The following is a 22,356-nucleotide window of genomic DNA, read 5'->3' on the forward strand; positions in this document are numbered from 1 at the left end:
CCATGCGGATCACTCATCTCGTCTTCGCCGGCCTGCTCGCGGCGAGCGCCGTGCTGACAGCGCCCGCGCTGGCGAAGAATTCCGATTCCCGGAAGGGCGAGGATAAGGCGACCTCGTCATCGTGCAGCGCCTATCAGCAGGCGGCGGACGGATCCTGGGAGCAGCTCCCCTGCAAGGAGACCGGCGAGCGGGCGCAGCCGCAGACTCAGCACAAGCCGGCAACGCAAGGTGCCGAGCAAGACGAACGCTAGACCAACCCGACAGAGCGGGAACCGGGCGGCCTTGACCGGGTTGTCGGCTTGCCGCGGTGCATAGTCCAGCTAAGGTGCCGTGGGCAGGGCTGAGGATCAGCCGCTGGAAACGCCAACCCCGCGAGCGCTTGTGGATTCGATCGAGTTTGAGGACCTGCAACGCCGCCTGAAGGCGCTTGAGGAGGAAAACGCACGCCTCAAGGCCCAGGGCATCGCCGTTGTCGGCGAGCGAAAAAGGGCGGAGTCTGCGCTCGCTGAAAGCGAGGAGCGCTACCGGACGCTGTTCAACTCGATCGACGAAGGCTTTTGCATCATCGAGTTCTTCGACGGTCCACACGGCCCGCTCAGCGATTACATCCATGTCGAGGCCAATCCCGCCTACACCCAGCATGCGGGCATTCCGAACGTGGTCGGCCAGAAGGTCCGCGAGATGGTCCCGGCCGAAGCCGGCGGCTGGGTGGAGCTCTATGGCGGTGTCCTGCGTACCGGTGTACCGATCCGCTTCGAGCGCGAGCTGGTCGCCACAGGGCGCCACCTCGAGCTCGCCGCCTTCCGGGTCGAGCCGGCCAGCCGCAAGCAGGTTGCGGTGCTGTTCCAGGACATCACGCCGCGCAAGCGCGCCGAGCGGGATCTGCAGCAGCTCAACGAGACGTTGGAGGCGCGCGTGGTCGCGGCGCTGGCCGAACGCAAAGTGTTTGCCGACCTCGTCGAGGGCACCGACGCCTACGTCCAGGTCGTAGATCCCGATTTCCGCTGGCTCGCCATCAACGGCGCATCCGCGCGCGAATTCCACCGCATCTTCGGCGTGTTGCCCAAGGTCGGTGACAACATGCTTGAAGTGCTTAAGGACCAGCCGGAGCATCTCGACGTCGTCCGCGCGGTCTGGTCGCGAGCGCTGGCCGGCGAGACCTTCGTCGAGATCGCCGAGTTCGGCGAGCCCGGCCGCGCACGACGCTTCTACGAGATGCGGTTCAATTGCCTGCGCGACGGCAACGGCAAGCTGCTCGGCGCCTACCAATATTCCTACGACGTCACCGAGCGCCTGAAGGAGCAGGAACGGCTTCGCGATGCCGAGGAGGCGCTGCGCCAGTCACAGAAGATGGAAGCGGTCGGCCAGCTCACCGGCGGCATTGCGCACGACTTCAACAATCTGCTCACCGGCATCACCGGCTCGCTGGAGCTGTTGCAGACGCGGCTCGGCCAGGGCCGCGTCAAGGAGATCGACCGCTATGTGACCGCGGCGCAAGGCGCGGCCCGGCGCGCAGCCGCCCTCACCCACCGTTTGCTGGCCTTCTCGCGACGGCAGACGCTCGATCCGAGGCCCACCGACCTCAACCGGCTGGTGATGGGCATGGAGGAATTGATCCGCCGCACCGTCGGTCCCGAAATCGCGCTGGAGGTCGTCACCGCAGGCGGATTGTGGGCGACGCTGATCGATGCCTCGCAGCTCGAAAATGCGCTGCTCAACCTCTGCATCAATGCGCGTGACGCGATGCCGGAGGGCGGCCGCATCACCATCGAGACCGCCAATCGCTGGCTCGATGAACATGGCGCGGGCGAACGCGATCTCGAACCCGGGCAATACGTCTCGCTTTGTGTCACCGACACCGGCACGGGCATGGCCGCCGATGTGATCGAGCGCGCCTTCGATCCGTTCTTCACCACGAAGCCCATGGGCCAAGGTACAGGCCTCGGTCTCTCCATGGTCTATGGTTTCGTGCGGCAGTCCGGCGGACAGGTCCGCATCTATTCCGAGGTCGGACAAGGCACCACGATGTGCCTCTATCTGCCGCGCCATTACGGCCACGAGGCAGACAAGCCGTCAGCACTCGCCACCAAGAGCCCGGTACGCCCGCAGGCAAGCCACACCATCCTGATCGTCGACGACGAACCCTCGATCCGCATGCTGCTCACGGACGCGCTGGAAGAGATCGGCTTTGATGTCATCGAAGCGCATGACGGCCCAACCGGACTGAAGATTCTGCAATCAGATGCGACCATCGACCTGCTCATCACCGATGTCGGCCTGCCCGGCGGCATGAACGGTCGCCAGCTCGCGGATGCCGGGCGCGCGACCAAGCCGGCGTTGAAGGTTCTGTTCATCACCGGCTATGCGGAGAACGCGATCATCGGCAACGGCCAGCTCACGCCCGGCATGCAGGTGCTGACCAAGCCGTTCGTGGTCGAGGCGCTGGCGGGCCGCGTGCTCGATATAATCAAGGACGGAACCGGACCAAGCTGACGAATCCGGTTCCGGCGCATCAACTAACGGCCGGACCGCGCATGATCTTCATGGCATCGGCGATGTGGCGCCATTCCTTGGCTTCGTCGGCCTCGCCACGGCCCTCGCAGGCCTGCGCCTGTTCGGCAGCCTTCGCAATCGCAGCGAAACCATGCCGTTCCAGCATCTGCCGGGCGACGGTGTGAACCTGGACCTCGGACATCATGGGCGCTTCTCCCGGTTTGGCCCGCGGCGCATCGCTCGCGCGCGTCCAGCGGGCCTCTGACAACGATGAAGGCGTGGGTCCCGTTCCGCACGCTACCGATCACATCGGCAGGCCCAGGAACTTGAACGGCTCGGCCTCGCGGAAGCTGGCGGTCGCATCGCCCGCAAATGTGTGATCCTGGTCCGGGCCGAGATCGAGCTTCTTCACCTTTCCGGTCTGCGGCGAGAAATCGACCTTCTTGAGATCGACCCAGAACGTGTTCGGCGTCAGCACCGACTCGAAGAAATAGAGTTTTCGCTGGTGGTCGGCGACAGTGCGCCAGCGCGTCGACGAGATGTTCGGTTCGTCCGGCGTGTTGATGCCGAAAGGCACGGAGGTATTGCGGATCACGCTGAAGACGCTGGCGAGCGCGCGGTCGGGATTCTCGTCCTTCGGGATCGCGTTGACGTAGAACGAGGCGCGCGCGAACCGGTCGGAAGCGCGGTTGGTGCCGGGCAAGAACACCGTGCCGCCGATCTGCTTCCAATAGGCGTTGAGCGCGAGTTGCTCGTCGAAGGTCGGCGAATTCGTCATCACCTGGTATTGCCGGCCGTGATGGATGACTTGCTTGCCGGCGATATATTCGACGATGGCGCTGTCGCCGGTCGCATCCGAGATCGACAGGTGCAGCGTCGCGAGCCGCTTCTCGCCCGGCACGTTGTCGGTGACGATCGTGAACGGCTCCTTCGCGAGCACGTCGACCGCCTCTTGCACGGTGGCGAAATTGTCGAGCACATATTGCGCCCATGCCGCGATGGTGAGGCCCGGCTTGCTCTGGTCGAACTTGGGGTATTCCGACTCCACCAGCCACAGCACGTTGGCCATCAGGCCGGCCTCGTTGAGCCCATCGGTGGTCGAGATGTCGTAGCCCGAGGCGATCACGCTGCCGTATTTCGAGGTCCATTTGAGCGAGTTGGACCCCACTTCGCCGGTTCGGGCCATGCCGCGCGGAAAGATCCAGAGATTGGTGGCAACATCGCTCTTCCAGTCCATGGAGCGCGCCGTGATCACCTGATTGCTTGCGCCGTGATAGACGAAACGCGTGCAGGCCAGCGAGACCGATGGCGCGGCCGCGATCGCTGCGGCGAGCGCCACGGCCATGATGCGTTGATGGATCGGCTGTCCCGACGGCATGGCGCATTCCCTTCCTGAACCAGCAGGACGCGCAACGCCCTGCAATGACAATCCAGCGTCGAGACGGAATCGGGCGAAACCGTGGTTCCCGGCATGCACGCAAGACAAAGGCGGCCCGCCGTGCCCGGCGGACCGCCTTCTCACCCACCCCAAAGTCTGCGGTCGCGTCCCCTACGCGACAGCCACTTTCTTACGCTCGATATCGTTGGGCACCTCGATGTCGACTTCGAGGGTCGAGACCTCGTCGCCGCGCTCGAGCCGCACGATGACCTTGGTCGGATCCAGCGTCACGTGCTTGGACACGACGGCGAGAATTTCCTCGCGCAGCACGCCGAGCAGATCGGGCTGGCCACGCAGTCCGCGTTCATGGGCAAGCAGGATCTGCAACCGTTCGCGAGCGACGGGTGCGGACGCCTTGTTGCCGCGGAGAAGCCGAAGCAGACCCATGCTCATGCAGCCCTCCGTCGCAGCAGACGATCCATGAAGCCCTTGCGCTCGGTCGGCACATGCATGGCGACAGTGTCGCCGCACAGCCGCCGCGCCGCGTCGATATAGGCCCGTGCGGGTGCGCCGTGGGCGTTCGACAGCGTCACCGGCGTGCCGACGTTGGAGGCCTTCAGCACGTCCTGGCTCTCGGGGATGATGCCGAGCAGAGGCGTTGCGAGGATCTCCAGGATGTCGTCGATGGTGAGCATCTCGCCGCGCGCCGCGCGCGAAGGATCGTAGCGGGTGATGAGGATGTGCTTCTCGACGCGCTCGCCCTTCTCGGCCCGCACGGTCTTGGAATCGAGCATGCCGATGATGCGGTCGGAATCGCGCACCGAGGAAACTTCCGGATTGGTGACGATCACGGCCTCGTCGGCGAAGCGCATCGCCATGGAGGCGCCGCGCTCGATGCCGGCCGGGCTGTCGCAGATCACCCAGTCGAAACGGCTGCGCAGGTCGGCGATGACCTTGCCCACGCCCTCTTCCGTCAGCGCGTCCTTGTCGCGGGTTTGCGAGGCCGGCAGCAGCCAGAGGTTCTCCAGCCGCTTGTCCTTGATCAGCGCCTGCGGCAGCTTGGCCACGCCCTGCACCACGTTGATGAGGTCGAACACCACGCGGCGTTCGGCGCCCATCACGAGGTCGAGGTTGCGTAGGCCGACGTCGAAATCGACGACGACGACCTTGTCGCCGCGTTGCGCGAGCGCAGCCCCTAGCGCGGCGGTCGTGGTCGTCTTGCCGACGCCGCCCTTGCCTGATGTCACGACCAGTACCTTACTCATCTGAAATGTCTCCTTTGCTGGTCAGTTCAGTGCTGTAATTCGCATGGTATTCCCCTGCAGCCAGGCCTGCGCCGGCTTGCCGCGCAAGTCGGCGTCGATATCGTCGGCGGTCTGGTAAAATCCATCGATTGCAAGCAGTTCAGCCTCGATCTTCTGGCAATAGATGCGCGCGCTGGTGTGACCGTTCACGCCCGCCATGGCGCGGCCGCGGAGCGCGCCGTAGATGTGGATGGAACCGCCGGCGACGACTTCGGCGCCCGAGCCGACCGAGCCCAGAATGGTGACGTCGCCCTCGGGAAAGATCACGGTCTGGCCGGAGCGCACCGGGGCCTCGAGCAGCAGCGAGGTCGGCTTGGTCTCGACCTTCGCCTCCGGCTTCTTGGGCGCGCTGGGTTCGATCACGCAGCTTCGCCCGCCCGAGAGCAGCGGCGGCATGGACGGCGTCAGCCGCGCCTCCTCCACACCCTCGATACCGAGCACGCGGATGTTGCGGTCCTGCAGGCTGGTGAGGAGATGACCGATGCCGGACTGGCTGAGATCGACCGAGGACAGATCGACCACCACGGGCCGACCGGCGAAGAAGCCCGGCGAACGCGCGATGGTGGTGTCGATCTCCTGGAGCCAGTCCTGGATCGGAACCGTCGGCACGAACACGAAGGCCACGTAGGAGCGCCCGCGCAGGCGCACCATTTGGCGTTGGATTTTTGCTTCAGCCTCCATGGCGGCCGACTCGTTCCCAGTTATTGAATGGTTAACGATGCCGCCGATATGGTTAACGGCCGGTTAATTTCTCCTTGGAAGGGGTACGTGGGCGGATTTGGCTAGCGATGGGCCTCGCCCCTGGCCCGCCTCTGCTGGCAATCGTGTCGCACGCCGTTCGCGCTCTATTGGCACAAACTGCATAGCTGGTTCGCCGGCATCGACCTACTCTCCCCGCGAGCTCTTCTCGCCAAGCGCGTCGCCCCGCGGCTCGCAACATTCGGCTGTCGTGGAGAGAACATCATGCCGACGATGCATCGGCCGGGCGAAGCCCGGCGAGCACGGGTCATTCGTCCATTGCTGTCGCTTCTCGCCGCGGCCCTGATTGGCGCGCACATCACCCCGGCTCTTGCCGACCAACCGGCAAGGATCATCGGACTTCCCGCGGTCCCCGTCTGGACCGGCGATTTCGACGGGATGAAGGACCGCAAGCTCGTCCGCATCCTGGTGCCCTTCAGCAGGACGTCGTTCTTTCTCGACAAGGGCGAAGCCTTCGGCTTCGAAGCCGAGCTTGGTCAGGAGTTCGAGACCTGGCTGAACAAGCGCTACGGGAAGAAGCCCTATCACATCAACGTGGTCTTCATACCAACGCCGCGCGATCGATTGTTCGACGAACTACGAGCGGGCAAGGGTGACATCGCCGCCGGCAATCTCACCATCACTGCGGAGCGCGCCAGCATCGTCGATTTCGCAGCGCCTTGGGCGACGAACGTCAAGGAAGTCCTTGTGACGGGACCCGCGGCACCAGCCATCGCAGGGCTCGACGATCTCGCCGCAACCGGCGTGGCAACGAGGCTCTCCAGCAGCTATTTCACGCATCTGAAGGCGATCAACGAACAGCGCAAGCAGTCGGGAAAAGCGCCGATCAAGCTCGATGCCGCCGACGAAAATCTTCAGGACGAGGATTTGCTTGAAATGGTGGGTGGCGGCCTGCTGCCGTGGGTGGTCGTCGATCGTCACAAGGCGGTTGCCTGGTCGGGACTGCTTAGGGGACTCAAGGTCCGGGAGGACATCACGATCAACGACGGCGGAGAGCTGGCCTGGGCCATACGAAAGGACAGCCCGCTCCTGACCAAGGAGCTCAACGAGTTCGTCGCCGGCCACCGGCTCGGAACGGAGTTCGGCAACAACCTCAAAGCGCGTTACGTGACCAACGCCAAGGCCATCAAGAATGCGATTGCCGACGCCGGAAAGCTCCAGGCGCTGGTCGCGGCATTCACGGAGTATGGCGGTCGATACGCTATCGATCCGATGCTGCTCGCCGCACAAGGCTACCAGGAGTCTGGCTTCGACCAGAAGATGCGAAACAGCTCCGGCGCGGTCGGCATCATGCAGATCAAGCCGAGCACGGCGCACGAGAAGCAGATTGCCATCAACGATGTCACCTCACGTGCGGAGGACAACATCCACGCTGGCGCAAAATATCTCCGCTTCCTTGCCGACACCTATATCGCCGAGCCCGCCGTCGAGGCCCGCGAACAGGTGTTGATGGCGCTCGCGGCCTACAACGCGGGCCCCGGCAATCTGAAGAAATTTCGCGATTTTGCCAGTAAGCATGGCCTCGACCGAAACCGCTGGTTCGGCAACGTCGAGAACGGAGCGGCGGCGATCGTCGGGCAGGAGACGGTCGGCTATATCGGCAATATCTACAAATACTACGTCGTCTACGCGGCCCAGATCAAAGCGAACGAGAAGGCCGCGAAGACCGACGCCGTGGCCAAGCCGTAGCCCTACTTCTTCACCTTGCTCGCATCCATCTTGATCGCGGGATCCAGCATCCCGGTCGAGAACGCCGTCGTCACGTCGAACGGCTTTTCCATGCCCAGATACGTTTGGACCAGCTCGTAATCCTTCTTCATCCGCTCGCCGTCGATCCAGCCGAGACCCTTGGTGGTCGTGAACTCGTCGGTCATCAGATATTTGATGCGCTCCCACTGGCGCTCCTGGTTCTCCTTGTCGAGACCGGAGACCTGGTCGAGCAGCGCCTTCAGGCACGGCGCGACGTCGGCGACGCAGGCCGCAAAGGCGTTTTGCGAGATGCGCACGAACGCCTCGACCAGCTTCGGATTCTTCTGGAGATAGGCGCCGTTGACGATCAGCGAATTGCCGTAGGGGTTGAGGCCGATGTCCTTCCAGTTGACGTAGCCGAGGTCCTGCCCGAACTCGATCACCTTCAGATCGTGCTCGTTGTAGAAATCGCTGATGATGTCGACGGTGTGGCTCTTCAGCGCGGCGATCTTCGCGGTCGGCCCGATATTGACGAAGCTGACGGAGTCGGGCGCGAGGCCTGCGGCCTTGGCGAAGGCCGGCCACATCACGCGCGAGGCGTCGCCGGGCGGATTGCCGATCTTGTGGCCGGCGAAATCCTTTACGCCGTTCACGCCGTAGCTCTTCAGCCAGTAGAACGTCTGGCCGGTGTTGGCGTAGATGCTCATCAGCGCGACGTCGTCGGCGCCCTTGCTCTTGGCGACCAGCATGGTGGCGAGATCGGCGATGCCGAACGGCGAGCCGCCGGAGCCGACCTTGGCGGCGGATACGCCGGAGCCCTTGCCGACCTCGATGGTCAGGTTGATGCCGGCCTTCTCGTACCAGCCCTGCGCCTTGGCGTAATAGAACGGCGAATGGTCGGCGGTCGGCGTCCAGTTCAGGATCAGGTTGACCGCCTCGCCCGCGCTCGCCGGCATTGCCGGCAACCCCAGCGCCAGAGCCACAAAAGCCGCCTGCAAACGTTTCATCGTCTGTCTCCCCGTTGCCGCGACCCGGCTTGTCGCTCTCCCCGTGTGAGGCTACCAATGCAACAAGCCCGCCCTCAACTTGTCAACTGTTTGGTTGGAAATGCCCGCAAAACGATCAGGCGACACCGTGCCGCAGCGCCGCGACCCCGTCGCCACCCGCAAGAAGCTGCTCACCGCGGCGCGCCTGGAGTTCGCCCGGCACGGTTTTGCGGGCGCCCGCGTCGACGAGATCGCGGAGCGCGCCGGCGTCAACAAGCAGCTGGTCTACCACTATTTCGGCGACAAGGACGCGCTCTACCTCGCCGTGCTGGAATGGGTCTACGAGGACATCCGCGAGCAGGAGCGCAAGCTCAATCTCGAGGGCCTGCCGCCGGACAAGGCGATCCGCCGGCTGATCGAGGCCTCGTTCGATCATTTGGCGGAAAACCCCGATTTCATCGTGCTTCTGAACGACGAGAACCGCGGCGGCGCCCGCCACGTCCGCGGCTCGACGCGGCTGGAGGCGATGCATTCGCCGCTGGTGAAGAGCGTCTCCCACATCCTGCACGAAGGCGTGCGCGCCGGATTGTTCCGCAAGGGGATCGACCCGGTCCAGCTCTACATCTCCATCGCCGGCTTGAGCTATTTCTTCTTCTCCAACACGCCGACGCTGTCGGCGATCTTCGGCAAGGACCTGTCGAGCCGCACCGCCCGCCGCGCCCGCCGCCGGCATGTCGCCGATCTCGTGCTGCAGTCGCTCCGGCCGTAATCAACCAACTGGTTGAAACTTGGCGCCGGGACGGTTAAGCTCGGCGTTGCGGCAGTGAGGCCGAGGCGACAGGGAGCAGACGGTGGCAGGTGGCGGAGCCAGCAGTCCAGCGCGCAGCGTTGCGATCGTCCTGATCGTGCATCTGGCCGTGCTCGTGCTCTGGCAGGTCGCGGTCGATGCCTTCCACGTGCCGAAATTCATCCTGCCCTCGCCGCTCGCAACCGTGCAGACGCTGGGAACTGCCAGCTATGCCTGGGGCGCCAACACGCTGGTGACGGCGGTCGAGATCCTCGGCGGCTTCGCGCTCGGCGCTTTCGTCGGCGTCGCGCTTGCGGTGATCTTCAGCTGGGCGCCGCTGCTCAGCCTCGCGCTGCTGCCGCTGTTCGTCACGCTGAACATGATCCCGAAGGTCGCGCTCGGTCCGCTCTTCATCGTCTGGTTCTCCTACGGCATCCTGCCGAACATCCTGATCGCCTTCAGCATCTGCTTCTTCCCGATTCTGCTCACCACCGCGCGCGGCCTGCGCGAGGTCGAGCCGGACCTGCTCGATCTCGTCAAATCGCTGCGCGGCTCGCGCTGGACGCTGTTTCGCAAGATCCAGTTGCCGGGCTCGCTGCCATATGTGTTCTCCGGCATGAAGGTCGGCGCCATCCTCGCGGTCGCCGGTGCGATCGTCGGCGAGTTCATCGCCTCCGAGCGCGGGCTCGGCTACCTCATGATCCAGGTGCAGTCGTCGCTCGACACGCCCGCGATGGTGATGGCCGTCGTGCTGCTGACACTGCTCGGCGTCGCCCTCTACGGCCTGGTGCTCGTGCTCGAACGCATGTTCGTCGTGGGCGATGCAAGACAAACTTGAAAACGGCAAACCTGAAAACGGCAAACTTGAAGGACCAATCGATATGCTCCTCACCCGCCAGACGCTGCCGAAGACGATCCCTGATATCGCGGCCCTCGACGATCTCCTCTGCCGTCCGACGCAGGCGTTGATCGACGATCTCAAAAGGGTCGAAGGCGACATCATGATCCTCGGCGTTGCCGGCAAGATGGGGCCGACGCTGGCGGGGCTAGCGAAAGCCGCCGCCCCCGACCGCCGCGTCATCGGCGTCGCCCGCTTCAGCGACGCCAGTGTCAAGGACTGGCTGCAGGCGCGCGGCGTCGAGACCATCAATTGCGACCTGCTCGATGACGCCGCGATCGAGGCGCTGCCGAAGGCGCCCAACATCATCTTCATGGCCGGCCGCAAGTTCGGCGCCGAGGGCGATCTGTCGCTGACCTGGGCGATGAACGCGCATGTGCCGGCGCTGGTGGCGCAGGCCTTCCCGTCGTCGCGGATCGTGGCGTTCTCGACCGGCTGCGTCTATCCGTTCGTCGGCGTCGACGGCAAAGGCTCGACCGAGGACATGGCGCCGAACCCGCCCGGCGAATACGCCCAGTCCTGCGTCGGTCGCGAGCGCATGTTCGAGTATTTTTCGCACAAATTCGCAACACCGGGCCGGCTGTTCCGGCTCAATTACGCGATCGACATGCGCTACGGCGTGCTGCACGACATCGCGACAAAAGTGCTGACGGGCACATCGATCGACGTCAGCCTCGGCCACGTCAATTTCATCTGGCAGGGCGATGCATCCGCGCAGGCGCTGCGGTGCCTGGCGCATTGCACGGCGCCGACCACGCCGATCAATGTCAGCGGCCACGAGATTCTGGCGGTGCGCGATCTCGCACAGAAATTCGGCGCCCGCTTCGGCCGCGCGCCGGTGCTGACAGGCAAGGAAGAACCGACGGCGTGGCTGACTGACACGTCGAAAGCCGTGGAGCTGCTCGGCCTGCCGGTCGTCGACACCGAGCAGCTGATCGCCTGGACCGCCGACTGGGTCTCCCGCGCCATGCCGAGCCTCGGCAAGCCAACCAAATACGAGGTGCGCGATGGCCGCTACTGACGGGCCTCCCGTCATCAAGCTCGGCCTGGATGATGCCATGGCCGGGCTCGTGCTCTCGACGGAAGCGCACTGGAACCAGACGGAGGAGGACTGGCGCATTTTCCTGCGCGACGGCGTCGTGTTCGGCATCCGCACCGGCATACTGCTGGTCGCGACCGCCGCGCTGCTGCCCTATTCCGGCAACAACGCCTGGATCAGCATGGTGCTGGTGACGGCAAGCCATCGCCGCCGCGGCCTCGCCACGCGCCTCGTCGATGCCTGCCTGGAAACCGCGCGCAAGAACGGCCTGACCAGCTGGCTTGATGCCACGCCAGACGGGGTTGCGGTCTACGGGCCGCTCGGCTTCACGCCGACGCTGCAATTGCGGCGGATGAAGCTCGCGACACCCGCGCGGGCCGCAGCGCCACACTTGTCATCCGCGAGCATCGATGCGCTTCGCGCGCGCGACCGGCGGGCCACCGGGCTCGATCGCACTGCGCTGCTGTCAGCCTTCGCGCAGCGCTCCGGCTCGCGCATCGTCTCGGCCAACGGAGCCATCGCACTGGTGCGCGACGGCCGGACCGCCCGCCACATCGGCCCGTTATTCGCCGACAATGCCGCGGCAGCGCTGGCGCTGGTTCATGCGATCGTACGCTCCGAGACCGGCCCACTCCTGCTCGACGCGGTCGCGCCGCAGGCTGCGTTCCTCGAAGGATTGACCGCATCGGGCTGGACCATCGAGCGCCCGTTCCAGCGCATGCGGTTCGGCCCCGCCACCACCGCGAGCGAAGAAATGCCATTCGCCGTCGCCGGCCCCGAATTCGGATAGGACATCATGCACCACAGCCAGATCAACGCCGACGTCCGCAAGCTCATTGCCGAGGGTACCGTGCTCCCGGCGCATCCGCTCGCGCTCACCGCCGAGCGCCAGCTCGACAAGAAACATCAGCGCGCCTTGACGCGCTACTACATCGACGCCGGCTCCGGCGGCCTTGCCGTCGGCGTGCACACCACCCAATTCGCGATCCGCGACGTCGGCCTCTACCGCCCCGTGCTCGAGCTCGCCGCAGAGACCGCCGCGACCTGGACCAAGCGTCCGCTGGCCATGGTCGCGGGCCTCGCCGGCCCGACCGCACAGGCCGTCACCGAAGCCCGCACCGCGCGCGGCATCGGCTATCACGCGGGCCTGCTCAGCCTCGCCGCGATGAAGAGCGCCTCCGAGGACGAGATCATCGCGCACTGCACCGCCGTTGCTTCCGAGATCCCGCTCGTCGGCTTCTACCTTCAGCCGGCGGTCGGCGGCGTCATCCTGTCGAGCCGGTTCTGGCAGCGCTTTGCCTCGATCGACAACGTGATCGCGATCAAGATCGCACCGTTCAACCGCTACCGCACGCTCGACGTGCTGCGCGGCGTCGCGGCCGCCGGTGCGCTCGATCGCGTCGCGCTCTACACGGGTAACGACGATCACATCCTGCTCGACCTGATGCTGCCGTTCGACTTGCGCGACAAGGGCGTCACCACGCGCACTTATTTCAAGGGTGGCCTGCTGGGCCACTGGTCGGTCTGGACGGCGAGCGCAATACAGCAGTTCGAACGCTGCAAGCAGGCGCGGCACAAGGACAGCGTGCCGGCCGACCTGCTCGCACTCGATGCCCGCGTCACCGATTGCAACAGCGCCTTCTTCGACGTCGCCAACAATTTTCACGGCTGCATCGCCGGCTGTCACGAGGTGCTGCGGCGCCAGGGCCTGATGCAGGGCCTGTGGTGCCTCGATCCGAACGAGGGTCTGAGCTCCGGCCAGAAGGACGAGATCGATCGCGTCACACGCGAGCACGCTGATCTGAGCGACGATGCCTTTGTGGCCGACAATCTGAGCAATTGGCTGGCATGAGCTCAAAACCCTTCATCAGCCTGCAAGGCGTCCGAAAGGTCTATCGCAGCGGCGGCACCGAGTTCCTCGCGGTGTCCGACGTGACCATGGACGTGCAGGAAGGTGAGCTGGTTTCGCTGGTCGGTCCGTCCGGCTGCGGCAAGACCACGGTGATGAAGATCCTGGCCGGCCTGCACGGTGCCGACGGCGGCACGGTGACGATCGGCAATGCCGAGAGCCCGTTCGATCCGACCCGGGACATCGGCATGGTGTTCCAGCAGGCTCTGCTGCTGAAATGGCGCACCATCCTCGACAATGTGCTGTTACCGGCCGAGATCGTCGGACTGCCGATCAAGGCCGCGCGCGAGCGGGCGCGCGACCTGCTCAACCTCGTCGGCCTTGCCGGCTATGAACAGAAATATCCGCGAGAGCTCTCCGGCGGCATGCAGCAACGCACCGCGATCGCGCGCGCCTTCATCCACGATCCGAAGCTGATCCTGATGGACGAGCCGTTCGGCGCGCTGGACGCGCTGACACGCGAGCAGATGAATCTCGAGATGCTGCGGATCTGGCGGGAGAGCGGCAAGACCATCATCTTCGTCACACACTCCATCCAGGAGGCCGTGTTCTTGTCCTCCCACTGCGCCGTGCTGACTGCGGGTCCCGCCAAGATGGCCGACTACTTCCCGATCGACCTGCCCTTCCCGCGCGATCTTCCGCTCAAGACGACTGATGCGTTCGGCGCCTATGCGCGGCGGATCTACGCGAAACTCGGGCTGGGCTCCTCCTGAGACGAACGCTCAAAATTCTCCGCCGACGCCGAGATAGGCCGTGTGCTCGGTGCCGCCGCCATTGCCATAGCCACCCACGACGGTGAACGGCATGGCGGTGTTGAGGCGATGGGCGAAACCAACACCGAAGCCGCCCTCGCCGTGAAACGTGGAGCCGCGGACCTGCCAGATGGTCTTGCCCGGTGCGGACGGCATCGGCGCGCTGGCGGCCGCAACAGCGGCAGCGATACCGCGCCGCGCTTCGGTCAGATTATTGCCGATCTGCGCCTGGAGCGAGCCGATCTGCGACTGAAATCCGGAGGTGATGCCGGAGAGTTGGCTCATGTTGACGGCATCGGTCGGATTGATGCCGGCGGCGACATTGGTCAGGCGCCGCTCGTTGCCGGCCGTACCGAACGACACGGTGTTGGCGGCGGTTGCGACCGAGCCGGCGCCGATCGCGACGGAATTGGCTGCCTGTGCCACGGCGTTCATCCCGAGCGCCATCGCGTTGACGCCATTTGCCTGCGCGTTGCTGCCGAGCGACGTGCCGCCGGTGTTCGCGATGGCCGACGCGCCGAGCGCGGTGGCGCCGGCTCCATTGGCGTTGGCCGACGTGCCGAGCGAGACCGTGCCCTCACCGGTGGCAGAGGCGAAGGTGCCGACCGCGGTCGCCGCGTTGCCGGTGGCGCCGGCGTTGGCGCCGAGCGCGACTGCGAAAGTGCCGGTCGCGTTGCTGCTGTCGCCGATGGCGACGGCACGGGTGCCGAGCGCGTTACTGCTTTCTCCATAGGCCGTGGCCGCGCCACCATTGGCCTTGCTGTTGGCGCCGGTCGCCGTTGCGCGTTCGCCCGTGGCGATGCTGTTCTGGCCCGTCGCGGTCGCAAAGGTGCCATTGGCGAGGCTGCCGGCGCCGGTTGCGGTGGCGCTGTCGCCGAGGGCGCTGCTGCCCTCGCCGGTTGCGGTTGCCGCCGCCCCGAACGCGGAGCTATGGGCGCCCGTCGCCGTGGCGGTTGCACCACTCGCGATGGCGGAGCCACCGAACGCAGCGGAATCGGCGCCGATGGCGGAGGCGTGTGTACCGGCAGCCGTGGCGCCTGTGCCGGTTGCGGTGGAATTGTCACCAAAGGCGCTGGCCGATAGTCCGGTTGCCGTGGTGCCGATACCGATCGCGGTCGCGTTATCGCCGGTCGCGTTGGACAAGCCGCCGATGGCAACCGCGGTGTTGCCGCTTGCACTAGCCGAGTAGCCATAGGCAGCGGCGAATATCCCCTGTGTCGTCGCGCTCGGCCCGACCGCCGTGGCGAAGCCGGATGGCGCGTTGTTGACGCCGCCGCCGGCCGCGTAGTCGGCAGCCATTGCGGATCCGGTGTGAAGGAATGTGGTCGCGAGAAGGATCGCCAAACAAAAGACGATCGGGCGCCTAGCGGTCCCTAAAATGCTGTTCCGTGAGGCCATTTTCGACTCCATTCCCTGTTGCGCAAGGTCTGGAGGAATGGCGAAATTCGCACATCAACCGTAAGGTTGAGAAACGCCGGGCGGCGTCCCTGCCTATCGTTTTCCGGCAGGATGTTGCAGCAATGCATCGCATTCCAGAGCGGGGCGCGGCATGAACACCGCGCCCAACCGGTTCGGCTCAGCCCTTGCGCATCTTGCTGAGCAGATAGTTGTCGTAATAGTTCTCCGCGATCTGCGTGTAGAACAGCAGTTCCTTCTGATACGCGTCGTGGCTTTCCTTGGTGCGCTTGAACAGGTCGCTCTTGGCGGCGAGCTCGTTCAGATGCTCCTGGGTCGCGTTGTAGCTGGCTTCCATCACCGGCTGCGGGAACGCCTTCAGCTCCGCGCCGTTCGCGATCAGCCGCTTCAACGCCGCCGGGTTCACGCTGTCGTACTTCTCGAGCATCCAGGCGCCGGCCGCGGACGCGGCCTGGTTGACGATGGCCTGATACTGCTTCGGCAGGCTCGCCCACTTCTCGTCATTGACGATCATGTGCAGCATGGCGCCGCCTTCCCACCAGCCGGGGAAATAGTAGTACTTGGCGACCTTCTGGAAGCCGAGCTTCTCGTCGTCATAGGGACCGACGAATTCGACCGCGTCGAGCGAGCCCTTCTCCAGCGCCGCATAGATGTCGCCGCCCGCGAGCTGCTGCGGCACGACACCGAGCCGCGCCAGCACGTGGCCACCCATGCCGGCGATGCGGAATTTCAGGCCCTTGAGATCGTCGACGGTCTTGATCTCCTTGCGAAACCAGCCGCCCATCTGGGTGCCGGAATTGCCGCAGAGAATGGCGTGCGTCTTGAACGGCTTCAGCGCCTCGTTGGTCAGCTCGGCGCCGCCGCCAAAGTACCACCAGGACTCCTGGTGGCGATGGTTCATGCCGAACGGCGCGCCGGTGGCGTAGGCCAGCGCCGGCTCCTTGCCGATGTAGAAGTAGAGCGGCGTCTGCGCCATCTCGACGGTGTTGACGCTGACGGCATCGAGCGCCTGCAGACCGGGGACGAGCTCGCCGGCGGCAAAGGTCTGGATCTGGAATTTGTTGTCGGTGGCTTCAGCGACGTATTTCGCGAAGGTCTGCGCCGTGCCGTAGATGGTGTCGAGCGACTTCGGGAAGCTCGAGGTCAGGCGCCATTTGATCTCGGGCGCGCTTTGCGCGATCGCAGGGGCCGCAACCAGCGTCGTCGCGCCGGCGACCGCGCCGCCCGTGAGAAATGTACGGCGTTTCATGTCGGGGTCTCTCCCTCTCAGTCAGGCTTGAATTGGGTGGCGTAAGCCACGGTCGTCGCGGACCGTTTGCCCGTTCCCGCCACCCAGTTCAAGCCATGATAAAGGAGGGGCGCCCTGCCCAATCAGCGCTGCCGCGGCGTGCCGCCGCGGTCAGGCGTCCCCGACAAAGACCGACAGAGCCTGTCGCAATTCCTTGTAGGCGCGCGGGCCGATCTTGGCCGCGAGCGCCTTGTCGCTTTCGGCCGCCGCGGGCCTCAGCCGGCCCAGCAGCGCCGTGCCGGCCTCGGTCAAATAGAGCACGTAATAACGGCGGTTGATCGCCGACGCCGTGCGCCGGACCAGGCCCCGGCCCTCCAGATGATCCACCAGCCTGCCGAGCCCGGCCCGCTCGATCGACAGAAGCTGCGCGACCGCCAGCTGGTTGACGCCGGGATTGGCGTCGATCACGCAGAGCACGGAAAATTGGGCGGGACTGATCTCGAAGGCCGCCAACTGACGGCTGAATTCCTTGAAGATCCAGAGCTGCGCCCGGCGAATGGAATAGCCGAGCAGTTGCGAGAGGTCGCCGAGGGCAAGCGGTTTCGCTTTGGCCGTTTTCGTGCCGGATACGACGCGCGGCGCCGGTCGCGACGGCTTTGTCACGCGCGCCGCCCGCTGTGGTCGCGCGATCCGCTTCCTGATCCGTGCCTTGCCTGGCTGCATCGACGTGCATCTTTCGCAAAGCCGGTGCAAGCGCATCCGGCTGCATCTCGAGGATTCGGACAGCGAGTCTAACGCAACGCGGTCGGATCGAGAAGCCGCGCGGACTATCGCGGCGGCGCGTACAGCTTCTACGACAGGTTGCACAGCAATATCGCGCAATGCGTCATGTTGACACGGCAACATGGCTCGCCTAAGGATCGTGAAAGCCTGCCGCACCGCGAGCGGGTTCAAGGGGAGCGAACGTCCGTGCCGTCATCAGGGGTGGGCACCGATCCGCATGCCATGGCGCATCGCGGCGGAGCGGTTTTGCGCGTGAATGAAACTGCGTCGCGGCGCATCGCCGGCGGACGCGCATCTCTCCCCACAACGATTCAGAAAACGTCTCCGACCACCCGACACCTCGCCGGTTCGCGATGCGTCGCGTGCATTCGTTCAATCATCAACGTTGAAAATGGGAGGGCATGACATGAAACGATTTTTCCTCGCCTCGACGATCGTCGCCACGTGGGCGTCGCTCGGCCCGCAGGCAACGGCACACGGGCTGCCGCCGAGCGGCGTGGCCCCGCGCTCGTCCTGCACCGCCCTCACCGGGCTCACTCTGCCGAACACGCAGATCCTGAGCGCGACGCAGAAATCCGGCTATTGCAACGTGGTCGGCATCATCAACAAGCGCGTCTCCACGCAAGACCCCGATCATTTCACCTACGGCATCGGCTTTGCGCTCAATCTGCCCAACACCTGGCATGGCCGCTTCGAGATGATGGGCGGCGGCGGCACCGACGGCAGCCTCAATGCCGACCCGCAAGGTGCGGCCGGCGTCGAGCTCGGCCAGGGCTGGGCGGTGGCGGCCGACGACGGCGGCCACGAGGACAGCGCGACCAACGTGGTCGGCGGCCATCAGGACGACGACGCCAATGCCGGCGGCTCCGCGCATTTCGCGATCGATGCGCAGGCACGCCGCGACTACGGCTATAACGGCATCGAGAAGACCGCGACCACCGCCAAGCAGATCATCTCCTATTTCTACGGCCTCGAGACCGTCTATTCCTACATCATGGGCTGCTCGAACGGCGGCCGCGACGCGATGGTCGCCTCGCAACGATCGCCCTGGCTGTTCGACGGCGTGATCTCGCAAAACCCGGGCTTCAACCTGCCGCAGGCGGGCCTCGCCGAAGCCTGGAACGAGCAGGTGCTCGGCACGCTGTCGACCAGCAAGGACGTCAACGGCCAGCCCTATATTCCCGACACGTTCCCGCAGCAGGACCTTCAGGTGGCATCGGCTGCGATCCTGAGCGCCTGCGACGCACTCGACGGCCTCGTTGACGGCATCATCGACAATTACCACGCATGTACGGCGAAGAAGGTGTATCCGGCACTCGCGAGCTACACCTGCGGCACCGGCTCGCACGGCAGCACGCCGCACGGCGGCACTTGCCTGACCAGCGCGCAGGTCGATGCGCTGAAGAAGATCTACACCGGACCGGTCAATTCAAAGGGCGAGCGGCTCTATTCGAACTGGTTCTGGGATGCCGGCATCTGGACGCCGCCGACCGCGCCGGGCGCGGGCTGGCAATTCTGGAATGTCGTCACTGCTCCGGTGCCTGGCGTCAACACCGCGATCAATCTGACGCTCGGTGCCGGCGCGATCCCGATGATCTTCCAGACGCCGCCCGTCGTCACGCCCGTCAACGGACCGACCGGCCAGGAAGCCTTCGTGTTCAAATTCAACTTCGACACGGATGCGCCGAAGATCTTCACGAAGACCGCGGCCTATCCTGAGAGTTCGATGGACTTCATGGCGGCGGTCGCAACCGATTTGCGTCCGTTCAGGTCGCGCGGCGGCAAGCTGATCATCTCGTCCTCGGTCAATGACGGCATCTTCTCCGGCGCCGCGATCGCCCGCTGGTATCGCAAGATGAACCAGCGCATGGACAATCACGCGACTGATTTCGCGCGGCTGTTCATGGTGCCCAACATGGCCCATTGCGGCGGCGGCGCGGCGACCACCAGCTTCGCCACCAACGAGCTCAAGGCGATCACGGACTGGGTCGAGAACGGCATCGCGCCGGAACGGATCATCGCGGCCAATACCAACACCACCTCGCCCTACCCGACCGGCGGCGTGTTCGATCCGCGCATTGCCCAGAACTTTCCGACCGGAGGCACGCGGCCGCTCTGCGTCTATCCCAGGATTCCCGCGTACAAGGGCAGCGGCCTGACCAGCGATGCGACAAGCTTTGCGTGCGTCGATCCCGGCTTCGGCCGAGGCGGCGACCACGACTTCCACGACGATGACGACGGCCACGGCGGCGACGGGCACTGACGTTCTGGTGCCCCGGACGCAGCGCAGCGCTTCCCTGGCGATGCGAACATCGTCCAGTTCAGCGGTGCGCTGCAGAGCCGGGGCCCACGCTTCCGCTGGCCCTGTGATTTCTGGGTCCCGGCTCTGCGCAGCAGCGTTGCACGCTGCGGCGCGTCCGGGACACGACCAGACCTCACGCGGCCTTGGCCTCCTCGTACACGCCCGCGATGAAGTCGCCGAATGTCGGCGCAAGCGGCAGGACGTAGCCCCAATTGTCGGACATCGCCTCGGCGAGCGTCCACGGCTTCTCATATTCGGCGACCTCGTGATCGATGAACCAGATCTTGCCGAAATGCGCCTGGTCGATCGTCATGCAGATCGGATTGCCGCCGTGATCGCTCATGATCCACAGGAGTTCATCGACGGTCGGCCATTGCGGCGTCTCACGCGTCCGCGCCAGCGAGCATTCATCGCTCCGCAATCCCAGCACCTCCTGGATCGCGCCGGCCCAATGCCCTTGCGGCCAGTTGAACTCGGCCGAGCCCTGGAAATAACCGCCGGCGCAGGCCAGCAGGAACTGGCGATAGTCATCCGGCAGGCGACACCCCAGCACCGTCTCGAACGATGCGAGCGCGGCTTCGGTCGGCGGCTCACCTGCGGCGCTATCGACGCCCGCGATGAATTTAGCGATGTCCATGCATTCTCTCCTCGGCGCGTGCGCGCGCCATGGCTTCGTCGCAGCAGCGGAGAAGCCGGTTCGAGGAGAAGAATGTTCGCTTAGAGCAGCTTCGCGCTCACGAACAGCGCGCGCACCGCGTTGGTCGCCTGCACCACGAGGATGGCATTTTCGGCGGCCCCCTCCAGCGCCTGGACGGCATCGTCGTGCAGCGAGCGGAATTCCATCCACTCGACCGATTTGAAGTTGGTGAGGAATTGATAGGCCTGGCCGACGGTCGCGATCGCCAGCGTGTCACCGTTCAGCTTGATCTTGAACGTCGTGCGCAGCGGGGTCTCGGAGCTTGCTGGATCACTCATGGGCTGCTTCTGGACGACAACGGCTTAACGAAGGGAAAACGGCAGCCCCACCGTCTGACGAATGTCAGGAATCGGTGCTGGCGCGCTGCGCGACAGTTGCCGGGCTGCCCAGGCGCGGCACCACGACCAGGCGGTTGAACTCGCCATTGTCATAGGCCTTCATGAAGCGATCGTAGTCCTTGATCGAGACACAGCCGTTGGAATCACCACGCGGTCCGAGCATGTAGGTGTGGGTGAGCAGGCCGACGCGGCCGAGTGCGCTGGTGCCGTCGGTCGGCGTCAAGCGCAACGCGCGGACGCCGTGGAACAGTTTTTCGCGGGGCTTCAGATCGTAGGTCGCAGGTGGGGTCGCGCCGACCATGCGCTGGTCGACATGCTGGGGGTCATCCATCAGCGCGCCCATGCCCGAATGGGCCTCAAGCGCGACGCCGCTCGGCAAATAGAGCGCCTTGGCCGAGATGTCATAGACCGCCGTCCGTGAATCGTAGCCGAGCGCCGCCAGATCCGGCGCCTTGGCGAACAGGCCGCTGTCAGGCGTCAGAGAAGCCAGCTTGATCTTGTCGGTGAACTTTTCGAAGAAGTTGCGGTTGTCGACCCTGGGATTGGTGTCGGCATAGGACTGGCTCGAGGCGATCTGCGCGGAGAAGTCCGCCTGGACCGGCCGCGAACGCGGCATGGGAACGGCGTCGGCGCGCTGCGAGGGCTTTGTCGTCTCTTCGGCAGCAGGCTGCTGGTCGTTGTCGGCCAGGGTCGAACGCCAGTCATCGCCCTGGAGCTTCTGGGCGAGCATCGCCTTGGCATCGCGCAGCTTGAGCTGGACCGCACTCAGGGCGGAGCGCTCCATCGTCCGCAGGCCGAGCTCACGGGCGGGCGGATTGCCGGACAGCGAGGCGAAACGATCGTCGAACGAAGGAGAATTGGCCGGCGGCAGCGCGGCGGTGACCAGCGGGGTCGAATCGCCGATATCCGCGACCCACGCGGCGGCGCCGAGCGCCAGCGCGACGGCAGCCATAGACAGCAGTATTGCCTCGGCTCGCCCAATTCGGCGGCGCGGCAACAGCCTCTCGGCGCTTGCGCGGTCGGAAACCATTAGATCCCCAAATCGACCCCCGGGGGACCCAACCCCCACCCGGAGACTCTATACCAGCTACCACATTGGGAGCCAAAAGTTAGGCATAATCGCGGCCGTCAGGACCCCGTAAGGTATCCAATGACCGATCCTTTCGATCTAGAGCGCTTCCTCAGGGCCCAGGACCCGGTTTTTCGCGACGTTCTGGGGGAGCTGGGCCAAGGCCGGAAGCGGACTCACTGGATGTGGTTCGTCTTCCCGCAGGTCGCCGGCCTCGGCTTCAGCGCCATGTCGCAGCGCTACGCCATCGGCTCGCGCGCCGAGGCAGCGGCCTACCTCGCCCACCCCGTGCTCGGCCCGCGCCTGATCGAATGCACCCGCCTCGTGCTTGCCGTCGACGGGCGGACCATCAACGCGATCCTCGGCGCACCTGACGATGCCAAATTCCGCTCGTCGATGACGCTGTTCGATGCGATCTCCGAAGAGCCCGTTTTCGACGAGGCGCTCGCCAAATATTTCGGCGGCGAGCGCGACGATGCAACGCTGGAGATCCTGTCGAAACGCGACCGGCAACAGTAAGCGTCCGAGA

23 protein-coding genes are annotated in these 22,356 nt (G+C 65.1%); 11 read left to right on the plus strand and 12 right to left on the minus strand.

Going from position 1 to position 22,356, the window contains the following annotated elements:
* The first annotated feature begins 2 nt into the window (after positions 1-2).
* A complete protein-coding gene (locus QA645_RS23990) occupies positions 3-251 on the plus strand; it encodes a hypothetical protein (protein WP_283044163.1) in 249 nt (82 codons plus the stop codon).
* A 130-nt stretch (positions 252-381) separates the two neighbouring features.
* The gene (locus QA645_RS23995; RefSeq protein WP_283044164.1) at positions 382-2,493 is read left to right on the plus strand and encodes a PAS domain-containing protein; all 2,112 of its coding nucleotides are present in this window, start codon (positions 382-384) and stop codon (positions 2,491-2,493) included.
* Positions 2,494-2,512: 19 nt separating this feature from the next.
* Here the strand turns inward: QA645_RS23995 and QA645_RS24000 are convergent, their stop codons facing one another.
* The 5 genes from QA645_RS24000 to minC form a co-directional block, all read right to left on the minus strand.
* Positions 2,513-2,698 carry a hypothetical protein gene (locus tag QA645_RS24000; protein WP_283044168.1) on the minus strand — a complete coding sequence of 62 codons (186 nt, stop codon included), beginning with the start codon at positions 2,696-2,698 and terminating at the stop codon, positions 2,513-2,515.
* 99 nt (positions 2,699-2,797) lie between these two features.
* A complete protein-coding gene (locus QA645_RS24005) occupies positions 2,798-3,838 on the minus strand; it encodes a linear amide C-N hydrolase (RefSeq protein WP_283053305.1) in 1,041 nt (346 codons plus the stop codon).
* A gap of 204 nt (positions 3,839-4,042) precedes the next feature.
* A complete protein-coding gene (minE, locus tag QA645_RS24010) occupies positions 4,043-4,324 on the minus strand; it encodes a cell division topological specificity factor MinE (RefSeq protein ID WP_254131117.1) in 282 nt (93 codons plus the stop codon).
* On the minus strand, positions 4,321-5,136 hold the full coding sequence (gene minD / locus QA645_RS24015; RefSeq protein WP_254131116.1) for a septum site-determining protein MinD: 816 nt from the start codon (positions 5,134-5,136) through the stop codon (positions 4,321-4,323). The genes minE and minD overlap by 4 nt, the downstream gene beginning before the upstream one ends.
* Before the next feature lie 21 nt (positions 5,137-5,157).
* The gene (gene minC, locus QA645_RS24020) at positions 5,158-5,856 is read right to left on the minus strand and encodes a septum site-determining protein MinC (RefSeq protein WP_283044169.1); all 699 of its coding nucleotides are present in this window, start codon (positions 5,854-5,856) and stop codon (positions 5,158-5,160) included.
* A 282-nt stretch (positions 5,857-6,138) separates the two neighbouring features.
* Here minC and QA645_RS24025 point away from each other — a divergent pair, with 282 nt between their 5' ends.
* Positions 6,139-7,623 carry a lytic transglycosylase F gene (locus tag QA645_RS24025; RefSeq protein ID WP_283044170.1) on the plus strand — a complete coding sequence of 495 codons (1,485 nt, stop codon included), beginning with the start codon at positions 6,139-6,141 and terminating at the stop codon, positions 7,621-7,623.
* A 2-nt stretch (positions 7,624-7,625) separates the two neighbouring features.
* Here QA645_RS24025 and QA645_RS24030 read toward each other — a convergent pair whose 3' ends face one another.
* Positions 7,626-8,630, minus strand: coding sequence for an ABC transporter substrate-binding protein (locus QA645_RS24030; protein WP_283044171.1), 1,005 nt, complete (start codon positions 8,628-8,630; stop codon positions 7,626-7,628).
* Between the two features lie 100 nt (positions 8,631-8,730).
* On the opposite strand from QA645_RS24030, the gene QA645_RS24035 reads away from it, so the two are divergent.
* From QA645_RS24035 to QA645_RS24060, 6 genes are all read left to right on the plus strand, one after another.
* Entirely contained in the window at positions 8,731-9,378 is a 648-nt protein-coding gene (locus QA645_RS24035; protein ID WP_254131112.1) for a TetR/AcrR family transcriptional regulator, read from the plus strand.
* An 82-nt stretch (positions 9,379-9,460) separates the two neighbouring features.
* Positions 9,461-10,234: an ABC transporter permease gene (locus tag QA645_RS24040; protein WP_254193441.1), complete on the plus strand. Its 774-nt coding sequence runs from the start codon at positions 9,461-9,463 to the stop codon at positions 10,232-10,234.
* Positions 10,235-10,277: 43 nt separating this feature from the next.
* Positions 10,278-11,315 (plus strand): NAD(P)-dependent oxidoreductase, encoded by a 1,038-nt coding sequence (locus QA645_RS24045; protein WP_283044172.1) that lies wholly within the window; start codon positions 10,278-10,280, stop codon positions 11,313-11,315.
* Positions 11,302-12,123, plus strand: a complete 822-nt coding sequence (locus QA645_RS24050) for a GNAT family N-acetyltransferase (RefSeq protein WP_283044173.1) — start codon at positions 11,302-11,304, stop codon at positions 12,121-12,123. Before QA645_RS24045 ends, QA645_RS24050 begins: the two co-directional genes overlap by 14 nt.
* Before the next feature lie 6 nt (positions 12,124-12,129).
* Entirely contained in the window at positions 12,130-13,185 is a 1,056-nt protein-coding gene (locus QA645_RS24055; protein ID WP_283044174.1) for a dihydrodipicolinate synthase family protein, read from the plus strand.
* Positions 13,182-13,955 carry an ABC transporter ATP-binding protein gene (locus QA645_RS24060; RefSeq protein ID WP_283044175.1) on the plus strand — a complete coding sequence of 258 codons (774 nt, stop codon included), beginning with the start codon at positions 13,182-13,184 and terminating at the stop codon, positions 13,953-13,955. Before QA645_RS24055 ends, QA645_RS24060 begins: the two co-directional genes overlap by 4 nt.
* Positions 13,956-13,964: 9 nt before the next feature.
* On the opposite strand, the gene QA645_RS24065 is transcribed toward QA645_RS24060, so the two are convergent.
* The 3 genes from QA645_RS24065 to QA645_RS24075 form a co-directional block, all read right to left on the minus strand.
* Complete coding sequence (locus QA645_RS24065; protein WP_283044176.1) at positions 13,965-15,293, minus strand: adhesin; 1,329 nt, start codon at positions 15,291-15,293, stop codon at positions 13,965-13,967.
* A gap of 277 nt (positions 15,294-15,570) precedes the next feature.
* A complete protein-coding gene (locus QA645_RS24070) occupies positions 15,571-16,659 on the minus strand; it encodes a substrate-binding domain-containing protein (RefSeq protein WP_283044177.1) in 1,089 nt (362 codons plus the stop codon).
* Between the two features lie 150 nt (positions 16,660-16,809).
* Positions 16,810-17,592 carry a MarR family transcriptional regulator gene (locus QA645_RS24075; protein ID WP_283044178.1) on the minus strand — a complete coding sequence of 261 codons (783 nt, stop codon included), beginning with the start codon at positions 17,590-17,592 and terminating at the stop codon, positions 16,810-16,812.
* A gap of 235 nt (positions 17,593-17,827) precedes the next feature.
* Here QA645_RS24075 and QA645_RS24080 point away from each other — a divergent pair, with 235 nt between their 5' ends.
* Positions 17,828-19,684: a tannase/feruloyl esterase family alpha/beta hydrolase gene (locus tag QA645_RS24080; RefSeq protein WP_283044180.1), complete on the plus strand. Its 1,857-nt coding sequence runs from the start codon at positions 17,828-17,830 to the stop codon at positions 19,682-19,684.
* Positions 19,685-19,856: 172 nt separating this feature from the next.
* Here QA645_RS24080 and QA645_RS24085 read toward each other — a convergent pair whose 3' ends face one another.
* The 3 genes from QA645_RS24085 to QA645_RS24095 all read right to left on the minus strand — a co-directional run bounded on the left by QA645_RS24085 (position 19,857) and on the right by QA645_RS24095 (position 21,719).
* On the minus strand, positions 19,857-20,360 hold the full coding sequence (locus QA645_RS24085) for an SMI1/KNR4 family protein (protein WP_283044181.1): 504 nt from the start codon (positions 20,358-20,360) through the stop codon (positions 19,857-19,859).
* Between the two features lie 80 nt (positions 20,361-20,440).
* Complete coding sequence (locus QA645_RS24090; protein ID WP_254131101.1) at positions 20,441-20,698, minus strand: hypothetical protein; 258 nt, start codon at positions 20,696-20,698, stop codon at positions 20,441-20,443.
* A gap of 64 nt (positions 20,699-20,762) precedes the next feature.
* Positions 20,763-21,719, minus strand: a complete 957-nt coding sequence (locus QA645_RS24095; RefSeq protein WP_254196239.1) for a DUF2778 domain-containing protein — start codon at positions 21,717-21,719, stop codon at positions 20,763-20,765.
* Between the two features lie 189 nt (positions 21,720-21,908).
* Here QA645_RS24095 and QA645_RS24100 point away from each other — a divergent pair, with 189 nt between their 5' ends.
* Positions 21,909-22,346 (plus strand): DUF1810 domain-containing protein, encoded by a 438-nt coding sequence (locus QA645_RS24100; protein WP_254131100.1) that lies wholly within the window; start codon positions 21,909-21,911, stop codon positions 22,344-22,346.
* Positions 22,347-22,356 lie beyond the last annotated feature (10 nt).

The sequence above is a fragment of the Bradyrhizobium sp. CIAT3101 genome, from assembly GCF_029714945.1.
In the GTDB taxonomy this organism is placed as follows: Bacteria; Pseudomonadota; Alphaproteobacteria; order Rhizobiales; family Xanthobacteraceae; genus Bradyrhizobium.